At 39.7% G+C, this 18,723-nt stretch carries 14 protein-coding genes; 3 read left to right on the top strand and 11 right to left on the bottom strand.

Annotated elements, in window-relative coordinates:
- Window positions 1-2 precede the first annotated feature (2 nt).
- Entirely contained in the window at window positions 3-1,022 is a 1,020-nt protein-coding gene (locus CDG56_RS00235; protein ID WP_087546556.1) for a molecular chaperone DnaJ, read from the top strand.
- 57 nt (window positions 1,023-1,079) lie between these two features.
- On the opposite strand, the gene CDG56_RS00240 is transcribed toward CDG56_RS00235, so the two are convergent.
- The 3 genes from CDG56_RS00240 to CDG56_RS00250 all read right to left on the bottom strand — a co-directional run bounded on the left by CDG56_RS00240 (window position 1,080) and on the right by CDG56_RS00250 (window position 6,168).
- Window positions 1,080-1,742, bottom strand: a complete 663-nt coding sequence (locus tag CDG56_RS00240; RefSeq protein WP_087543287.1) for a hypothetical protein — start codon at window positions 1,740-1,742, stop codon at window positions 1,080-1,082.
- Window positions 1,735-3,201 carry an AAA family ATPase gene (locus tag CDG56_RS00245; protein ID WP_087546557.1) on the bottom strand — a complete coding sequence of 489 codons (1,467 nt, stop codon included), beginning with the start codon at window positions 3,199-3,201 and terminating at the stop codon, window positions 1,735-1,737. The genes CDG56_RS00240 and CDG56_RS00245 overlap by 8 nt, the downstream gene beginning before the upstream one ends.
- A 66-nt stretch (window positions 3,202-3,267) precedes the next feature.
- Window positions 3,268-6,168: a valine--tRNA ligase gene (locus tag CDG56_RS00250; RefSeq protein ID WP_087546558.1), complete on the bottom strand. Its 2,901-nt coding sequence runs from the start codon at window positions 6,166-6,168 to the stop codon at window positions 3,268-3,270.
- A gap of 404 nt (window positions 6,169-6,572) precedes the next feature.
- Between CDG56_RS00250 and CDG56_RS00255 the strand changes: the two genes are divergently transcribed.
- Together CDG56_RS00255 and CDG56_RS00260 are read left to right on the top strand one after the other, a co-directional pair.
- Window positions 6,573-7,235, top strand: coding sequence for a hypothetical protein (locus tag CDG56_RS00255; protein ID WP_087546559.1), 663 nt, complete (start codon window positions 6,573-6,575; stop codon window positions 7,233-7,235).
- 18 nt (window positions 7,236-7,253) lie between these two features.
- On the top strand, window positions 7,254-8,060 hold the full coding sequence (locus CDG56_RS00260) for an SDR family NAD(P)-dependent oxidoreductase (protein ID WP_087546560.1): 807 nt from the start codon (window positions 7,254-7,256) through the stop codon (window positions 8,058-8,060).
- Between the two features lie 19 nt (window positions 8,061-8,079).
- Here the strand turns inward: CDG56_RS00260 and CDG56_RS00265 are convergent, their stop codons facing one another.
- The 8 genes from CDG56_RS00265 to sdsA form a co-directional block, all read right to left on the bottom strand.
- Window positions 8,080-8,517 carry a YbjQ family protein gene (locus tag CDG56_RS00265; RefSeq protein WP_087536966.1) on the bottom strand — a complete coding sequence of 146 codons (438 nt, stop codon included), beginning with the start codon at window positions 8,515-8,517 and terminating at the stop codon, window positions 8,080-8,082.
- Between the two features lie 8 nt (window positions 8,518-8,525).
- Window positions 8,526-8,876 carry a YbjQ family protein gene (locus tag CDG56_RS00270; protein ID WP_005161831.1) on the bottom strand — a complete coding sequence of 117 codons (351 nt, stop codon included), beginning with the start codon at window positions 8,874-8,876 and terminating at the stop codon, window positions 8,526-8,528.
- A gap of 109 nt (window positions 8,877-8,985) precedes the next feature.
- Window positions 8,986-10,446: a multidrug efflux RND transporter AdeIJK outer membrane channel subunit AdeK gene (gene adeK, locus CDG56_RS00275; protein WP_087546634.1), complete on the bottom strand. Its 1,461-nt coding sequence runs from the start codon at window positions 10,444-10,446 to the stop codon at window positions 8,986-8,988.
- Window positions 10,447-10,451: 5 nt separating this feature from the next.
- The gene (adeJ, locus tag CDG56_RS00280) at window positions 10,452-13,625 is read right to left on the bottom strand and encodes a multidrug efflux RND transporter permease subunit AdeJ (RefSeq protein WP_087546561.1); all 3,174 of its coding nucleotides are present in this window, start codon (window positions 13,623-13,625) and stop codon (window positions 10,452-10,454) included.
- 12 nt (window positions 13,626-13,637) lie between these two features.
- A complete protein-coding gene (locus CDG56_RS00285; protein ID WP_087546562.1) occupies window positions 13,638-14,888 on the bottom strand; it encodes an efflux RND transporter periplasmic adaptor subunit in 1,251 nt (416 codons plus the stop codon).
- Window positions 14,875-15,525, bottom strand: a complete 651-nt coding sequence (locus tag CDG56_RS00290) for a phosphatase PAP2 family protein (RefSeq protein ID WP_087546563.1) — start codon at window positions 15,523-15,525, stop codon at window positions 14,875-14,877. Before CDG56_RS00290 ends, CDG56_RS00285 begins: the two co-directional genes overlap by 14 nt.
- A 152-nt stretch (window positions 15,526-15,677) precedes the next feature.
- Complete coding sequence (locus CDG56_RS00295) at window positions 15,678-17,729, bottom strand: site-specific recombinase (protein WP_087546564.1); 2,052 nt, start codon at window positions 17,727-17,729, stop codon at window positions 15,678-15,680.
- Between the two features lie 14 nt (window positions 17,730-17,743).
- Window positions 17,744-18,721, bottom strand: a complete 978-nt coding sequence (gene sdsA, locus CDG56_RS00300) for an All-trans-nonaprenyl-diphosphate synthase (protein WP_005161816.1) — start codon at window positions 18,719-18,721, stop codon at window positions 17,744-17,746.
- Window positions 18,722-18,723: the final 2 nt, after the last annotated feature.

Below are 18,723 nucleotides of genomic sequence, written 5' to 3' on the forward strand. Positions count from 1 at the left end.
GCATGTCCTTTGATCTCAAAGTTAGTTTACAACAAAGGGCTGAGCCGTCTGCGCAGCAGAAAAAGCTGAATCGCCTGATTGATAAAATTGAACAGCAAAAAATTAGCCTTGCCACATGGCAAAATGCCCAAGCTGAAATTCAGCAACATACTCGGCAGAAACTTTTACCCGTGTATAGCGAACTCCATGAAATATTATTTCAGCAGTTAGAACAACTTTGGAATATGTTACATAGCCATGAGTTTTCCAAAGCGGATATGCAGCAACTCGATGAAAAAACTGCCCAACTTGCACAAATGTTAAAGCGTTCTAAAATGTTGAAAGACGAACAGCTAAAGCTAGTGAAGCAGATTGATACTTTTTATCAGCAACATGCACAGCAATCGGTTAAAAAGAATAAAAAACTACAGTCAGCCAAGTTTGAATCTGATGAAAATTTTGAGCAGGATGCAGCATTAGAACAAGATGACTTTGAGCAGTATGTGGCTGAGCAACAACATGCACGGGAACAAGCCAAGCAACTGAGGCAACAGCAGAAACGTGAGCAAGCTGAGCAGATGGCAGCACAGTCACTCAAAACAGTATATTTAAAGATCGCTGCGATGATTCATCCTGACCGTGAACATGATGAGTCGAAGAAAGCAGAAAAAACTGAATTGTTTCAGCAAGCAAGTCAGGCGTATGAGCAGCAGGATTTATTTTATTTGTTGAAACTCCAGTTACAGCTTGAACAGAATAACGGTGTAGGAGTTAAAGAGTTATCTGCGGAACAAGTGAAGTTTTATAAACTGGCATTGGATGCACAGAGTCAGCAGCTTGAAAGTCAAATCGAGGAGATTTTAGATTCTTTTCAGTTGGTGAAAAAAGTAAAGACTGAGCATGTGCATATTGGTGATGTATATAAAGCCATAGATGCGGACTGTGCTGAGTTAAAGCAGCAATTGAAGTGGGAAAAAGAGCGTCTAAAGCACATGAAAAAGGTGAGTGGAGTAGAGATGCTGTTGGGGCATGGGGTGCTTTGATTTTTAAAAGAGTCTTTCTCTAACCTTATAGTACAAGGAGGGAAAGACGGTTTGTGCTTATTTTAAAATTTCAGATAAAAAGGGATCATTTCGAACATAGGTTTTCCAAAATGCAGAAAATGGATAATTCTGTTGAAGCATATTAGTAATATTTTCAATTAGATCTGCTTTTTGTTGCTGTCTAAGTCGATTCCATCCATTTTTTAATTGAAAACGTAAACTTTGTAAATAGGCATGTTCTTCTAAAATTTTTTCTTTTAGATACTCATGACTCACTTGTTGATTGCCACTATTCGCATTGTTGTAGCATTGCTCTAATAAAGCTATGGTTTTATTTGTTAATTCATATAAATCTGAGTCATTGTTTAAAGTATTAGTGAGTACAATTTTTCCATTAGGTACGCTTGGGGCTTGTAAAGCAATAGCAACATCCACATTATGATTTTCGTTACAGCAATCAAGTAATTCTTTGTGCCTTGAACCTTTAATTCCGTTACAGTGAGAGCATGAGTAATAAAGATTATTCCAATCTATTCTTAATTCTTCACTTTTGTTGAGATGGGGTAAAAAATGCTCCACATTTACATTACCGAAATCTGTTTGTTCACATAAATAACATTTAGATAAGAAATCTAGTTTCAATTGTTTGACTACTGCTGGATCTGTGTAATCAGAATTCGTCCATTCTTTTGGTTTCGCTGATCGAATTACTTTAAACATCAAGTTCTCCTAACTCTTGATTGTCTAATAAATGATTTAATGCTTTGAAATAAAAAGATTTTGACTCCACGTCAAGTTGTTTAGCATATGGAGTGATATTTTTTAGAGTTTCTCTAAGTTTTTCATAATTATTAGGATCACTATTTAAAATAGTGGAAATAGTTTGAATTTCTGTTTTTAAGTGATCAGATTGGGGGTTAACATGGAATAAACCTTTAATTACTGCTTCATAAGAATAATGACTTAAATCATCTTCAAAAAACTCGCCACTTGAAATATCATAAACTACAGTGTCATTATCAGTAGATGTAATTACAAAGGGTGAGTGGGTACTTACAATAAATTGGACTTTAGGAAATGCTTTTATCAGAAAAGGTAAAACTTTCTTTTGTAGAGATATATGAAGATGAACGTCTATTTCGTCAATAATAGCTATACCACATAATTCTTCAGGTGAAATATTTTGAAATTGTGCGCGTACCAGTAGGTTTGCATAGATATTAAAAACAGCCTTGAAACCTGAAGAAAGCGAATCAAAAGTGAAAGATATGTTTTTATCTTTTTGGATAATTAAAACTTCATCTCCATTTTTTGTAAACGAAAGCTCTATAGTTGGATTCTCTAAAATTGATTGGAGATCATTTTCAACTTTTAAAAACCACCTTTCTATTTCGTTTGTATCGAATATACGTGCGCCAAAAGGTTTTGATGGATAATTTTGTAGTGTTCTAAATTGTATTAAGGTATTAAAAGCCATTTTTTGATCAATTAAAAAAGCTTCCAATGCTTGTTCAACATCTTTTTTTTGTTGGTTTTCTTTAAAAGTTTCAAAACTTTGAAATACTTTTAAGGTAAATTGATCAGATTTAACTCTAGATGATTCGAAGTGATATATATTTTTTGAATGATCATAAGGGAGTATTTCCAACTCTTTACTTGTTTCTAAATAAGTTTGCGTTAATTCAATCAAAGAGTTGCGGAAATTATCAATATGGTGTGGATGGTTGTAGTAGTAATATTCTTCTAAATTAGAATTTGGGTTTTCGATAATTAAATGTTCATATTGAGTTTGATGGTCTGTTTTAAGGAAATAAGCTCTCTTTTTTCTATCAAAAAGTACATGTTTTTGGTTAATTAATTTTGTAATACTTATTAGTTGTGATTTGTAACTATTTTCAGATGTATACGAATTTCTAAATTTATTTATTTCCTTAATTTCTTGAGTCTTTAAACCTAGTGAAACAGGATAATTATTAATTCCTTTTTTTAGTAATTCAGATATTTGTTCCCGTAAAATATTTCGAGTGTATAATTCGGTATCCTTATTATTTTCTAATTCTTTTACTAATGTATTAAGAAATCTTGTTTTACCTGCGCCATTCTTACCGGTAATTACTAAATGTCTTCCGTTAATTGGTATTGTTTTGCTATGAAAAGAAATAGTATCTATGAAATTCATAAAAAATTAATAAAGGGCTGAATAATCAGCCCTTTATACTACAAATTAGGTTAAATTATCAACACATTAAAGGGCTGCAATTTGCTCCATATTCGCTTTAATCTTCGCTAATTGGTCAGCAAACTCAGCCAATTTCACTTTTTCACCCTCAACTACAGCCGCTGGTGCTTTCGCCACAAAACCTTCATTACCAAGCTTAGTCGCAATTTGGTCATGCTGCTTTTGTACTTTGTCTAAGTCTTTTTGTAGGCGACCTAATTCAGCTTTAGGATCAATCAAGCCTTTCATAGGTACAAATACAGACACATGACCCACAACAGAAGAAGAAGACAATGGTGGTTGCTCAGCATCAGCCAAGAACGTAATGCTTTCTACTTTCGCTAAAGCTTTAAACAAGGCTTCAATACGTGTGATCTGTGCTTTTTCCGCTTCAGTCGTATTTTGAAGCAACACTGGTAATAAACGTGCATTACCTAAGCCCATTTCACCACGGATGTTACGTACCGCACCAATCAAACCTTGTAACCACTGCATGTCTGCTTCAGCTTGCTCATTGATTTTCTCTTGAGCAGGCACAGGATATGCCGCAGTCATAATAGTTTTGCCTTCAATACCGAGCATTGGCGCAAGCGTTTGCCAAATTTCTTCAGTCAAGTACGGCATAATCGGGTGAGCTAAACGTAAAGACGCTTCCATCACAGCCAATAACACACGACGAACTTCAGCTTTGCGCTCTTCAGATACTTCAGCATCGTTCAATACAGGCTTGGTGAGTTCAACATACCAGTCGCAGTATTCATTCCAGATGAAGTCGTAAATCGCTTGAGCAGCCAAGTCTAAACGGTAGGTTGCAAAGGCTTGTTGAACTGCAGCTTCCGCTTTTTGTAAACGGCTGATGATCCACTGTTCAGGCAATTCCCAAAGATCAGGACGTGCAGTTTGCCCCACGGTTTGACCTTCAACATTCATCAATACGAAACGGGTTGCGTTCCAAATCTTGTTACAGAAGTTACGGTAACCTTCAACACGCTTCATGTCGAACTTGATGTCACGACCTGTGTTGGCAAGCGCACAGAAAGTGAAACGAACGGCATCTGTACCATACGCTTGAATACCTTCTGGGAATTCTTTACGGGTTAATTTTTCAATCTTCGCTGCTTGTTTCGGGTTCATCAAACCCGTCGTACGTTTTTGTACTAAGGTTTCAAGATCTACACCGTCAATCAAGTCGAGTGGGTCAAGTACGTTACCCTTAGATTTAGACATCTTCTGACCTTCGCCATCACGAACTAAACCATGTACATACACAGTTTTGAACGGAACTTGTGGCGTGCCATCTTCATTCTTCATGAAGTGCATGGTCATCATGATCATGCGCGCAACCCAGAAGAAGATAATGTCAAAACCCGTCACCAACACATCAGTTGGGTGGAAGGTATTGAGGAAATAGTTTTCCGCATCTTTCTTGGCATCGCCCGTCCAATCTAAGGTCGAGAACGTCCACAGCGCAGAAGAGAACCATGTATCCAGTACATCTTCATCTTGGCTGAGTGCAACATCGGCAGGGATGTTGTTGTTGGTACGTACTTCAGCTTCGTTACGACCAACGAATACATTACCTTCAGCATCGTACCAAGCGGGAATACGATGACCCCACCAAAGTTGACGAGAGATACACCAGTCTTGAATGTTGTTCATCCATGCCATGTACATGTTGCTGTACTGCTCAGGTACAAATTTGATGTCACCATCTTTCACTGCTTTAATCGCTGGCTCAGCAAGCGGTGCAATTTTGACATACCATTGATCCGTCAATAATGGCTCAACGATCACACCTGAACGGTCACCGCGAGGTGGTTTAAGCGAATAAGGTTGGATTTGATCTAACCAGCCTTCCGCTTCAGCTTGTTCAACCAGTTTTTTACGCGCAGCAAAACGCTCTAAACCAATGTAGTCTGCTGGTGCAGCGATGGTTTTAGAAATTTGCTCACCTGCTTTGGCGATGTATTCAAACTCAGCCAATACTTCCGCATTTTTGTTAAAGATGTTGATAATCGGCAATTCACAACGCTTACCGACTTCATAGTCGTTAAAGTCATGTGCAGGGGTGATTTTTACACAGCCTGTACCGAATTCTTTATCTACATATTCATCTTTCACGATTGGAACAGCACGACCCGTAATTGGCAGGATAATGTTCTGACCAACAAGGTGTGAATAACGCTCATCATCAAGTGCAACAGCAACGGCAGTATCACCTAACAATGTTTCAGGACGAGTCGTAGCGACAACAATGTGATCTTTACCATCGTGTGTACGAAGCGATTTGTCTTCAAAGAAGTATTTGAAGTGCCACAATGAGCCTGCTTCTTCTTTGTCTGACTCAACTTCAAGATCAGAAAGGGCAGTTTGTAATTTAGGATCCCAGTTTACGAGACGTTTACCACGGTAAATCAAGCCATCTTCGTGCAGTTTAACGAACACTTCTTTGACTGCATTGGATAAACCTTCATCCATGGTGAAGCGTTCGCGCGACCAATCCACTGAAGAACCTAAACGGCGGATCTGACGAGTAATCGTACCACCAGATTGTTCTTTCCATTCCCAAATCTTTTCAATGAACTTTTCACGACCTAAGTCATGACGGCTGATGTTTTGTGCGCCAAGCTGACGTTCTACGACCATTTGTGTTGCAATACCTGCATGGTCAGTACCTGGTTGCCACAAGGTATTTTTACCTGACATACGGTTGTAGCGGGTCAAGGCATCCATGATGGCATTGTTAAAACCATGACCCATGTGCAAGCTGCCCGTGACGTTTGGTGGTGGAATCATGATACAGAATGATTCACCTTGACCTGAGGGTTTGAAATAACCTTGTTGTTCCCAGATTTGATACCATTTCTTTTCGATCTCGGTTGGATCGTAAGTAGTTGCAATATTTTGAGCAGATTGAGCGTCAGTCATAGTACAGAAGATTAAAATTGAATAAAAAATTAGATCTATTGTAGCAAAAAAATGATGAATATTTTCATCAAAAAAAGTCGATGAAAACAGTTGGTTTTTTTCTTGAAAAAGTTAGATTTATGTGTGTTACATCACGCAATTAAAAATGTTTAAGCATAAAACAACGATATAAAAATATTAAAACTTAAAAAAGGACGGTTACGATGAGTTATTCAATTCTATTAAAAATTAATGAAGCAACACACGGTCAACCATTTTTGGCATTTATGCATGTTGATCGTGAATAGAATGTGGTAAATTCAGCATTTGAAAAGCCAAAAATGAAAGAAAAACAGAATCTAAGGATGAATAAGGGCTTATTGAATAAGCCCTTATTTTATGGAATCTAGAATAGGGTGATTAGAATGAATACTGCCGTTTTTTTAAATATTCATGCCGATACATACGCGCGATTTGCTCATATCCGTACGCAGCTCTTACAGGGTAGTAAAGAAAGCCAAGCAAATGCATTGGGGGCAGTTTTATCTGAAATTGCATGTGAAGTGATAGAACAAGTTTTTATGGTGCTATTGCAAGACAATCAACATCATTCACTCACAGGTGAATCTGAAAAAGTGATTCAGCAGATTTTAGAAGCAATCCGAAAATATATGCCATGGTCAGTGTCATTCTTTGGGAATGATCGTCTAGTTCCATTGGTTGAAGATTTATCTAAAACAATTCGAGTTGAAGATGAGTCGGTATATATGACTTATCCGATTGAGCAAGAGTTGACTCAACAGGTTAAAGCTTCGAGTCAAAAATTAGCTGAAGGGGAAAGTCGGGAAATTGCCAATTCACTGAAGTTGCTCACAGAAGTGATTGATGTAGGTGTCAATCATTTAATTCGTGAGCCGAAAAAGAGCCTAAAATTTAATTTTGTAGTCGATAAAACCTTAAATGGCGTCATTAATATGACGACACATTTAGGGTATAAGCGTTTAGAAAAATTAGGTACTCAACTTGATCAACAAGCTGCGGCAACTTATGTAGATCACTTTCTTAAATTTATGCGTCACCCTGCATAAATAAAGGAGATATATGACATGGCGAAACTTAAAAGTCTTGAAAATAAAGTCGTATGGATTACAGGTGCATCTTCGGGCTTAGGTAAAGCTTTGGCACGAGAGTGCGCTTTACAAGGTGCTCAAGTTGTACTGACTTCACGTCGTTATGATGAGTTGGAATCGGTTCGAGTGGGTTTACTTAAGCCTGAACAGCATCTTTCAATCGCTGCTGATATTACCGATGAAGCTCAAGTTCGCCATGCACATGAACGAGTTCTCGCAACCAAAGGACGTATTGATTGGCTGATTAATAATGCAGGCTTGAGTCAGCGTGCGTTGATTGAAGAAACGAGTATGCACACTGAACGTGCCATCATGGAAGTGGATTATTTCTCCCAAGTGTTCTTTACCAAAACCGTATTACCCACTTTGCGCAAACAAAAATCAGGTCGGGTGGTGTTTATTTCGAGTGTGGCGGGTCTTTTGGGAACCCAATATCGCGCGACTTATTCTGCGGCTAAGGCTGCAATTCACATGTGGGCCAATAGCTTACGTGCGGAAGTCGCCAAAGAGGGAATAGCAGTTTCAGTGGTTTTTCCTGGTTTTGTTAAAACCAATGTTTCATTTAATGCTTTAAATGGTGAGGGCAAACCACAAGGGCATCAAGATGAAGCCATTGAAAATGGTTTGGATGCCGATGTATTCGCCCAGCGTGTGGTTGAGGCTTTGATGGCAGGTGAGGAATATGTGGTTGTCGGTGGGAAGAAAGAGCAACTGGGTGTATTGGTGTCCCGTTTGTCGCCAAGCCTGTTGTATAAAATGATTCGTAAAACCAAAGTGAAGTAAAAGGAGTTTTTGCTCCCTTTTACTCATTTAAAATAGCCGTGCCATAAGCAAATACTTCAACCATACCACCTTGCATACCTAATTCTGTGGTGCTGAGACGAACTCCCATAATATGATTTGCGCCTATTCGATCTGCTTCTTGCTTGAGGCGGAGCATGGCTTCACGCCGTGCACGTTCAACCACACTTTCATAACTGGTCAGGCGACCACCGAAAAAGTTTTGAATATTGGCAAGTACGTATTTAAAGTAATCATGTGAGATGACAACATTGCTACTCACCAATTGCCCCTTTGCTGATGTTTCAATAAATCGATTGGTATCAATTCGAATATGGGCAAATTTTTTTTCTTTTTCATCTAGTTCACGTAAATGTTTTTGTTCGATATGACGACCAAATCCCCATCCGACTGAAAACAGAATCAAGAAAAGAATAACCTGAAAAATTAATCCACTCATAGACATACCTAAGCACTAAATGGATCAGGAAGTTTTGGTGTGATCGGCTGGACTACGACAGCTGTTCCATAGACAAAGAGTTCAGATGCACCTTGAGCGATATTTGAAGTCGAGAAGCGGATTCCGACAACAGCATTCGCACCCAAACTTCGCGCTTTATCAATCATACGTTGAGTTGCTTCTTGACGAGATTCTTCAAGTAATTCTGTATAACCTGTCAGTTCACCACCCACGATGTTTTTCAAACCAGCCATTAGGTCACGACCAACGTGTTTACTACGAACGGTGCTGCCATAAACAACATCTAACTGACGTAAAATAGTGTGCCCAGGCATAGATTCTAAACTGCTTAATAACATAGTATTTGTCTAAATCATTGATATGCTATCTTTGAAGATAAGAAAAATTTGCATGTGTTGCAATAAAAAAGCTCACCGAAGTGAGCTTTTAAACCGAAAATAATCAAAATTATTGAGCGGCGTGAATTTGTGCGCTAGACGGTTGTGGATTTACAGTTTCACTTGTATTGGCTTTTAAACCACCACCAAGCGTTTTATAGAGTTCCACTTGGTTATTTAAGTTCGCTTGTTGTAACAACAATAAACCTTGCTCAGCCGAATATGCTGAACGTTGCGCATCTAATACAGTTAAGTAACTATCAATACCTGCACGGAAGCGAGCATTAGAAAGTTTATAAGTCGTATTTGTCGCTTCAACTAAACGACGTTGAGCTGTTAAACGATCACCAATATTGGCACGCGTTGCAAGTGCATCATTCACTTCACGGAAAGCCGACTGTACTGACTTTTCATAGTTAGCAAGTGCAATTTTTTGATCCGTTTCAGAAATCTTCACATTCGCTTTGCGTGTACCCCAATCGAAGATTGGCATGTTAATACTTGGTCCAATAGACCATAACGCATTTCCAGACTTGAATAAATCACTCAAGTCAGTTGATGCATAACCTGCCGAACCAGTCAAACTAATGGTTGGGAATAATTGTGCTTTTGCTGCACCAATATTTGCACCAGCAGCACTCAGTTGATATTCGGCAGCTTTCACGTCTGGACGGTTATTTAACAAATCACTTGGTAAGCCTGCACTTAACGCATTTTGCTGGGTAATGCGAGTTACTTGTTGTTGAGGCAGCAAGTTCTGAGGAACAGGCTGACCAACAAGCAAGTTTAACAAGTTCTGCGCTTGAGCAATTTGTGTTTTGTAGTTAGCAACGTCATTACGTGCAGTTTCAACTGAAATTTGCGCTTGACGCACAGGAATTTCACTATCAATTCCGACATCGAAACGCTTTTTGTTCAAGTTAAATGACTCTTGCTGTGCTTTGAGGGTTTGCTCTGCAAGTTTGAGTTGTGCACTAGCAAATGAATAATTCAACCAAGCTTGAGTGACTTGGCTGATTAAACTGATTTGCGTTGCATCACGTGAACTTTGAGTTGCTAGATAACTGTCTAATGCAGCATCTTTTAAGCTGCGTACGCGTCCCCAGAAATCAAGCTCATAAGAGGTGAGACCTAAACCAACTTGATAAGTTGAATAAGGATTATTCGGATCACGAGAAGGGCTGACTTGGCGCACAGCACTACCGCTTGCTCCGATTGTTGGCAATTGATTGTTTTCTGAGATTTGATATTGCTGTTGAGCTTTTTGGATATTCAATGCAGCAGTACGTAAATCGCGGTTATTAGCAAGAGCCAAATCAATGACCTGTAATAAACGTTGGTCAGCAAAAAAGTCTTTATAACCTTGTTCAGCAATTGATTTTCCAGAAGCATTACCATAAGACGCGTAGCTTTCAGGAGTATTTGTGCTCACAACAGGCTCTGGCCCGCGCATACTTTGGCAGGCAGCCAAAGAGAACGCGAGTGCAGAGATTGCAATGCCACGACTGGAAATAGACCAAACAGTTTGCATCACGATCAATGCTCCTGAGTATTTAAAGTTTTAGGTTTGTACTTAAAGATACTACGAATCCACACGAAGAATACAGGGATGAAGAAGATACCTAAAAGTGTTGAAGAAATTACACCACCAAGTACACCATAACCGACTGAGTGCTGACTACCAGCACCTGCACCGCTTGCTAGGGCTAATGGTAAAACACCGAAACCAAAAGCAAGTGTAGTCATGATAATTGGACGTAAACGCATTTTTGCAGCATGTAAGGTTGCATCAAATAAATCTTCACCTTGCTCCTGCAATTCTTTAGCAAATTCTACAATTAAAATTGCATTTTTGGCAGAAAGACCTATGACTGCTACGATCGCGACTTGGAAGTAAATATTAAAGGACAGGTTTGGATCGCCTTTAATGACCATACCCAACCATGTCAATGTAAAGGCACCGATAATACCTAAAGGTACAACCAATAATACAGAAATCGGAATTGCCCAACTTTCATATAATGCCGATAGACATAGGAATACAATTAATAACGAAAGAATCAGTAAAGGCAGGGTCTGATTACCAGAATCACGTTCTTCTAAAGATAATCCAGTCCATTCATAGTCGAAGCCTTGTAAGCCCATAGACGGTAACTTACCAATGATTTCTTCCATTGCCAACATCGCATCACCAGAGCTAACACCCGGTGCAGGAGTACCTTGAATGTTGACAGATGATACGCCGTTATAACGTTCTAAACGTGGTGAACCATACGTCCATTCGCCTTTAGCAAATGCTGAGAATGGAACCATTTGACCTTTGTTATTGCGTACATACCATTTATTGAGGTCTTCTGGCATCATGCGAGTATCCGCTTCACCTTGGACATAAACTTTTTTGACACGACCACGATCAACGAAATCATTGATATAAGAGCCACCCCAAGCCATGCTCAAGGTGCTGTTAATATCACTAATACTGACACCCATTGCACCAGCTTGCGCTTGATCAACAGTGATTTTGTATTGAGGTGTATCTTCTTGACCGTTCGGACGAACACCTGCGAGACGTTTGTCTTGTGATGCCATACCTAAAATTGCATTTCTTGCCGCAATCAGTTTTTCATGGCCTTGACCACTGACATCTTTCAGCTGGATATTAAATCCTGATGATACGCCTAATTCTGGCATAGCAGGCAATTGTAATGGCATGATGTAAGAAGCATCTTTTACAATCATATTCAGTGCCATACCACGCTGAATAATCGCACCAATTTGTGATTCAGGTGTTGTACGTTCGCCCCAGTCTTTCAATTTAATGAAAGCGAGACCCGCATTTTGACCGACTCCAGTGAACGAGAAACCAGAAACGGTAAAGATCGAATCAACATGATCTTTTTCCTTATGCAGGAAGTAATCGGTCATTGTGGTAATAACTTTATCAGTACGTTCTAAGCTAGCGCTTGGCGGCAACTGAACTAAAGTCATAACTACGCCTTGGTCTTCTTCTGGTAAGAAAGAAGATGGCAACACTTTGTATAGACCAACCAAACCAGCAATCACTACGATATAAATGATCCCAGAGAAAATCTTATGATGGGTCATACGATTGACACCACCTTGATATTTTACTGATAGTTTATCGAAGCCACGGTTAAACCAACGGAAGAAGCGTGCAAAAATATTGTTGCTTTCTTGCTTGTTCGGATCATGTTGCTTTAACAAAGTCGCACATAGGGCAGGGGTAAACGTTAACGCAACGATCAAAGATAAAATCATTGCCGTTACTAAAGTGATAGAGAATTGACGGTAAATTACACCAGTTGTCCCCCCGAAGAAGGCCATTGGTACGAATACCGCCGTTAATACACTGGTAATACCAATTAAAGCACCAGAAATTTGACCCATCGACTTTTCAGTAGCAGGTACAGGTTCAAGGTGTTCTTCTTGCATCACACGTTCGACGTTTTCTACTACAACGATCGCATCATCGACCAACAGACCAATCGCTAGTACCATTGCGAACATCGTCAGCGTATTGATCGAAAAGCCAAAGATATTAATAACAGCAAATGTTCCCAATACCACCACGGGTACAGCAAGTGTTGGAATAATGGTTGCGCGCCAGTTCTGTAAGAACAGGAACATCACAATAAATACCAATACCACAGCTTCAATCAGTGTATGAACTACACTTTCAATAGATAGCTTAATAAATGGCGTTGTGTCATACGCAAGTTTGTCTTTTAAACCACTTGGGTAGTTATTACGAAGCTCTGATAAACGTTTCTCAACCGCTTTTGCTGTATCAAGCGCATTTGCTCCTGTTGCAAGTTTAATTGCAACACCACCCGCAGGATTACCATTGAACTTAGAATCAAATTGATAGTTATCCGAGCCTAATTCAACACGTGCAACATCACCCAAACGAACTTGTGCACCACCTGAGGTATTTTTCAGGAAGATGTTTTTAAACTGTTCAGGGGTTTGCAACATGGTTTGTGCATTTACCGTTGCGTTAAGAACTTGGCCTGCAGTTGATGGCGCACCACCGAGCTGACCCACCGCAACTTGCGAGTTTTGTGCACGAATAGCAGTTGCAACATCATTTGGCGTCAAGTTAAAGCTAGTCAGCTTTGCTGGATCTAACCAGATACGCATTGCATATGAACCACCAAATACTTGGAGTTCACCTACACCTGCCACACGACTCAGTGGCTCAGAAATATTTGAGTTCACATAATCTTTAATGTCAGAAGCAGAAAGGCTGTTATCTGGCGAATAAAATGCAATAACTTGCAAGAAGCTTGCACCAGACTTCGTCACTTTTACACCTTGACGTTGTACGTCAGCAGGTAACAGTGCTGTTGCTGATTGCAGTTTGTTTTGAACTTGTACTTGGGCGATATCTGGATCGACACCTTGTTCGAAGTTTAAGTTGATCGATGCTTGACCATTACCCGCACTGTTTGAAGAGATATAACGCAAACCATCCAAACCATTCATTTGCTGTTCAATGATTTGAGTAACCGTATTCTCAACAGTCTGAGCTGAAGCACCTGGATATGTTGCAGAAATTGTCACCGTGGGCGGTGCAATTGTTGGGTATTGCGCAACTGGCATTTTGGTGAGGGTGAGAATACCCGCCAGCATAATGACCAGTGCTATCACCCATGCAAAAATTGGGCGATGGATAAAAAATTGAGCCATGCAATCTACCCCTTAAGCTTGTGAAGTAGCTTTTTGTTCAGTTTTTGAAGAGTCAGCTTGTTTTTGTTCATTTGCTTTAGGGGCAGCATTTTGACCTTGTGATGCTTGAGGTTGGTAAGGCTTAGCCTTAACTTCTTGACCTTCTTTTACCTTTGCAACACCATCCACAATAACTTTATCACCAGCTTTTAAACCATCGGTAATAATCCAGTCTTGACCTTGAACCCCTGCTGTCGTCACTGGTCGAGTCTCTACAGCACCTTTCGCATTTACGACCATAGCAATTGCTTGTCCTGTAGGTAAGCGAGTTACAGCTGCTTGTGGAATCAGATATGCATTAGGTAGAACTGCTTGAGAAATTTTTGCAGTTGCGTACATACCAGGTAATAACAAGTGATTTGGATTTGGGAAAACGGCACGTAAAGTGACTGATCCTGTTTCAGGGTTAACACTCGCACCAGAGAATGCGAGTTGTCCTTCGATAGGATAATCTGAACCATCTTCAAGTGTGAGTTTGACGCGCGTATTATTACTACTATCTAAACTACCTTTACTCAACTGCTGACGTAAACGGAGCATTTCAGCACTTGATTGATTGATATCTACATAGATTGGATCAAGTTGTTGGATTGTCACCAACGGATCTGCTTGGTTTGCAGTAACTAAAGCACCAGAAGTTACCGAAGAACGACTAGATTGCCCTGAGATTGGTGCGCGAACAGTTGAATAACCTAAAGTAATTTCAGCATTTTTCAATGCTGCCTGAGCTGCAGCTACATCAGCTTCAGCCAATTTTACTTGAGCATTAATATCATCATATTCTTGTTTAGAAACGGCGTTAGTACCAACCAATTGGCGATAACGATTTTCTTTCACACGCAATGCATTTAAATTAGCTTGCTGACGTAATAAAGCTGCACGAGCATTGTCAGCAGTTGCACGGTTGGTATTAGCATCTATTTGATAAAGCGCTTGACCTGCTTCGACATAACTGCCTTCAGCAAATAAACGCTTTAAAATAACGCCACCCGTTTGTGGACGAACTTCTGATATTTGATACGCAGAAGTGCGCCCAGAAAGTTCAACATTTTGTTCAACACTTTGTGGTTGAGCAACGATAACACCAACTTCTGGAGGCGGCATTTTTTGAGCAGCAGCAGCTTGCTGTTCATCTTTAGGATCTTTGCTACAACCAACAAGCGCAATGCTTGTTGCTAATGCGCAAGCAGTGAGGGCAGGAGCCCAAAGCTTAGCCGACATCATTGTTCCACCTCAATTTAGATTTTTTATCTAAAAACAAATTGTTGCTGAAATTGCTTTGATACAGCCAAAACCAAAGCAACGAAGTCAAAATCAACCCAATACCCCAACCAGCCAATACATCAGTTGGGTAATGAACCCCTGCATAAACTCTAGATATCCCCATGATTATTAACCATAAAACAGATACTAAAACGATACTGGAACGATATTTGTGCTGTTGTGATAGCAACAGAACTAAACTCGATAGGGTTGCAGCATACAGGCTATGGGCACTTGGGAAGGATGCTCCATAACTTTGAACTAAATGATAAAACGCCAATGGTCTTGGTCGATCAATGCCCCATTTCATAAGCCAACCAATCACAATGCTACCGATCACGCTCAGGGCGACAAATATGACCTTTTTATAGTTTTTCTTTCGAATTTGATGGATACAAAAAAACGACGTTAAAACCAGTAAAAAGGGCATGCCTCCTAGGCGAGAAAACAGAACGGCTACGTGGTTAAGCGCAAACGAACGGTGTTCAAATAGCATTTGAACACCTCTAAGGTCTAAATTTGATATGCTTGGAGAAAACAGCCCAATCACACCGAATATGAAAAAAATGCAACCAATACAAAGCAGTAGGTACGGCATGCGAACCTCATTATTTGCTTAACCATTGTTCAGGGTTATATAATGTTTGAAAGTGTACTTGTGAGTACACTTTTGGTCAAGTCTTGAAATTTTATGATAATTTCATTTTCAGATTTTCTCAAGGTTCAGTAAAAAAACATAACAAAAATTGATTAATGTCTCACTTTTTGTTCACTTGATGCATCATCATCTACTTCGATTGGTTGCTTTGGTGGCCAAAAGAAATCACTTGGTCGTGTTAAGAAGTGGGTGAGTACCAATTTTGCCAATGGTTTCCATTGTGCGAAACGTACGCGACGAGCGCGTAAAGCAACAATAATAGTCAAAGTAAAGCTAACAAATAAGTTAGTCAGGCCGATGAGCATAACCCCTAAAAAAGACACGATGATTAAACCAATATCAGGGCTACCGATGGTCATAAGACCTTGAATAAAATTGGCAGAGGCAAAGGCAATATGTCGAATATCTAAAGGTAAACCAAGAATAAAACCAATGGTTCCCATACTGCCAAGCATGATGCCAAAAAGAAAATTACCAGCCAAAGCCCCAAGATTGGTTTCAATATAATTGGCAAATTTATCTAAACGCTGTTGTCCCATCCAGCGTTTCAAACGATGGTGTTGTTTTAAACGAGGACCAACCTTTCGGTAGATGGCCAAATTATCGAAGTAGCCTGCAAGTAGTCCTGAGAAAAATAAGCATATTCCAGCAATTGCAGCATGGGGTACAGCTAACGAAGTAAATGGATTTAGATCATGTAAGGTTTTGGTTGCTTTTGTTGATGAAAGCAAAGGTTCATGTAGATTGTATTGCCATAAAAAAGTAATTAAAGCTGCTACTGGTATAGCAATCGAAATGTTACCGAGGATTGCAATAAATTGAGTTCGAATAATGTTGATAATCAGAGCAGCTAATTCAGCAATTTGAGCTGTTTTACTGCCTTTTTGGTGTTGTACTGTTGCGGCAAGTGCTGCCGCTGTCATCGCGGGTTGTTTAGTCGCAACGGTAAAGTGTAAGACATGGATAAGCATGAAGCCTAATGCATAATTCATACTATATAAAAAAGCATGTGTAAAAGGTGCGAGCACTAAACGAGCAGTTAAAATCTTTAAAGTGGCCATCGTTGCGATAATTGCACCAGCACCTGCTGCTGCTTTATACATACCCAAAAATCCAGCTCTATCAGTGCTTACATAATGTTCACCTGTTTTACTCGCATTTTCAGTGACCTGTAATGCAACCAGTTCGCTGGTTGAACTGAGTAAATGACGAACACTTTTTTCATCATAATGTGCCTTGGTGAAGTCAGTAAGTAATTCACCTAATGCAAGATAGCGTATCTCATTTTTACTTGCCAATAAGCTCAATAAAAGTTCAATACGATCAATTGCTTGCTCAAGTAGAGACAATAAATAGGTTAAGCTAACACTCACACCAATACGTTTAGTTGCACGGCGAATTTTGAGTACGACTTCACGGCATTGATCTAGCATCACGAATGCCTGAGAAGCATCAGGTGGTGGCATTACAACAACTGCATCTTGATCATCAATTTGTTTTTTATATTTCTCTATGAATTCAACAATTTCTCGATTTTGAACTAAGAAGGGGGATTCATATTCAATAATATCTGGCTGAGCATTAATAAATTCAGGATATAAACCTATACCACTGATTCGATAAGACAAAACGGTAATCGCTTTGATTAACTCATTTTTAGAAATTTGTTTTTCAACCGTATTACTTTGGCTTTCGGCTAACAGATTAAATAAAGTGATCCAGTCTTGATTCTCAATCAGATCAAGCCATTCGCTATCTGTTTCTTGGTAAAATACTTTTCCAATAAGAGTCTTTAACTGCTGACCGTCTTCAACCAATGGAAGAAAGTGCGCACCAAGGCGTTGACTCAGTTGATTCCAAAAACCATCTAATGAAAGAATACCACTATCAGCATATAAGCTAATCTGTTTGTATTGGCTAATCAGTTTGAGTAAGAAATTTTGTAATAGGAGCGCAGACGTCGGCGTCAATAATAATATTTTGATGAAGCCCTGAATCTGTTGTTTAACTTCGTCCGCGTCCTTTGGATTTTTTGGCCGTAAGCGGTTAATTAATTCAATGATAATATTTTCATCTAAAACAGCTTGGTTTTGATCAAGCTGTTCCTGCATTTTTAAAAATAAATCAGATAAAGTTAAATGCATAGGCACTCATAAAGTTATTGAAGTCGATGTAAGGCCATTAAGGTCAAATTAATCAGTGCTTGGCGATATTCATTATCTGGTAGCGCTTTAAGCGCTTCTAAAGCTGCATCCGTTTCTTGTTTGGCACGTTTTTGACAGTAGTCTAAGCCGCCTGAGTTGTGAACAATTTCAATGACTTTGTCCAAATGCTCGATACCACCTGTCGCGATACTGCGACGAATAATCGCATGATCATCTCCAGTTGAATGAGCTAATGCTGAAATTAACGGTAAAGTCGGTTTACCTTCCATTAAATCATCACCAATATTTTTACCTAATGTGTCGGCATCAGAGGTGTAGTCCAAAATATCATCAATAATCTGAAAGGCATTGCCAAAATGGCCAGCAAAACGGCGTAGTGGCTCACGATATTCTTCTCTGCCCGCCAGAATTGCTGCGCCTTCAGTTGCCAGTTCAAACAGGCGTGAGGTTTTACCATGAATAATTCTGAGATAGGTTTCTTCAGTGGTGTCTGGCTGGTGCTGGGCCTGAAGCTGTAAAACCTCGCCTTCCGCAATCTCACAGGTTCCTGTTGAGAAGTCCTTGAGCAAAGTGATGTTGTTTAAATCCACCAGCAAATCAAAGGCCCGTGCTATCAGGAAGTCACCCACCAGAACGGCGGTCTGATTGTTCCATGTTGCATTTGCGGTTGGACGACCACGGCGTAAGTTGGATTCATCAACGACATCATCATGCACCAATGTTGCAGTGTGTAGCATTTCGATAATTGCCGCTAAATGTTGGGCATGTTGCATGTTTGCGACGCCGCAAGCACGAGCAGCAAGTAAACACATGATTGGGCGCATACGTTTACCGCCAGCTTCAACAACATGTTTACTCACCGACATAACAAGACCAACTTTAGAACTTATACCTTCATTGATCAGGTGATCCATCGCAGCAAAATCTGTCGCAACAGGGGAGAGAATGTCTTGCTTGAAATCGATAACCATAT

This window comes from Acinetobacter sp. WCHA39, assembly GCF_002165385.1.
In the GTDB taxonomy this organism is placed as follows: Bacteria; Pseudomonadota; Gammaproteobacteria; order Pseudomonadales; family Moraxellaceae; genus Acinetobacter.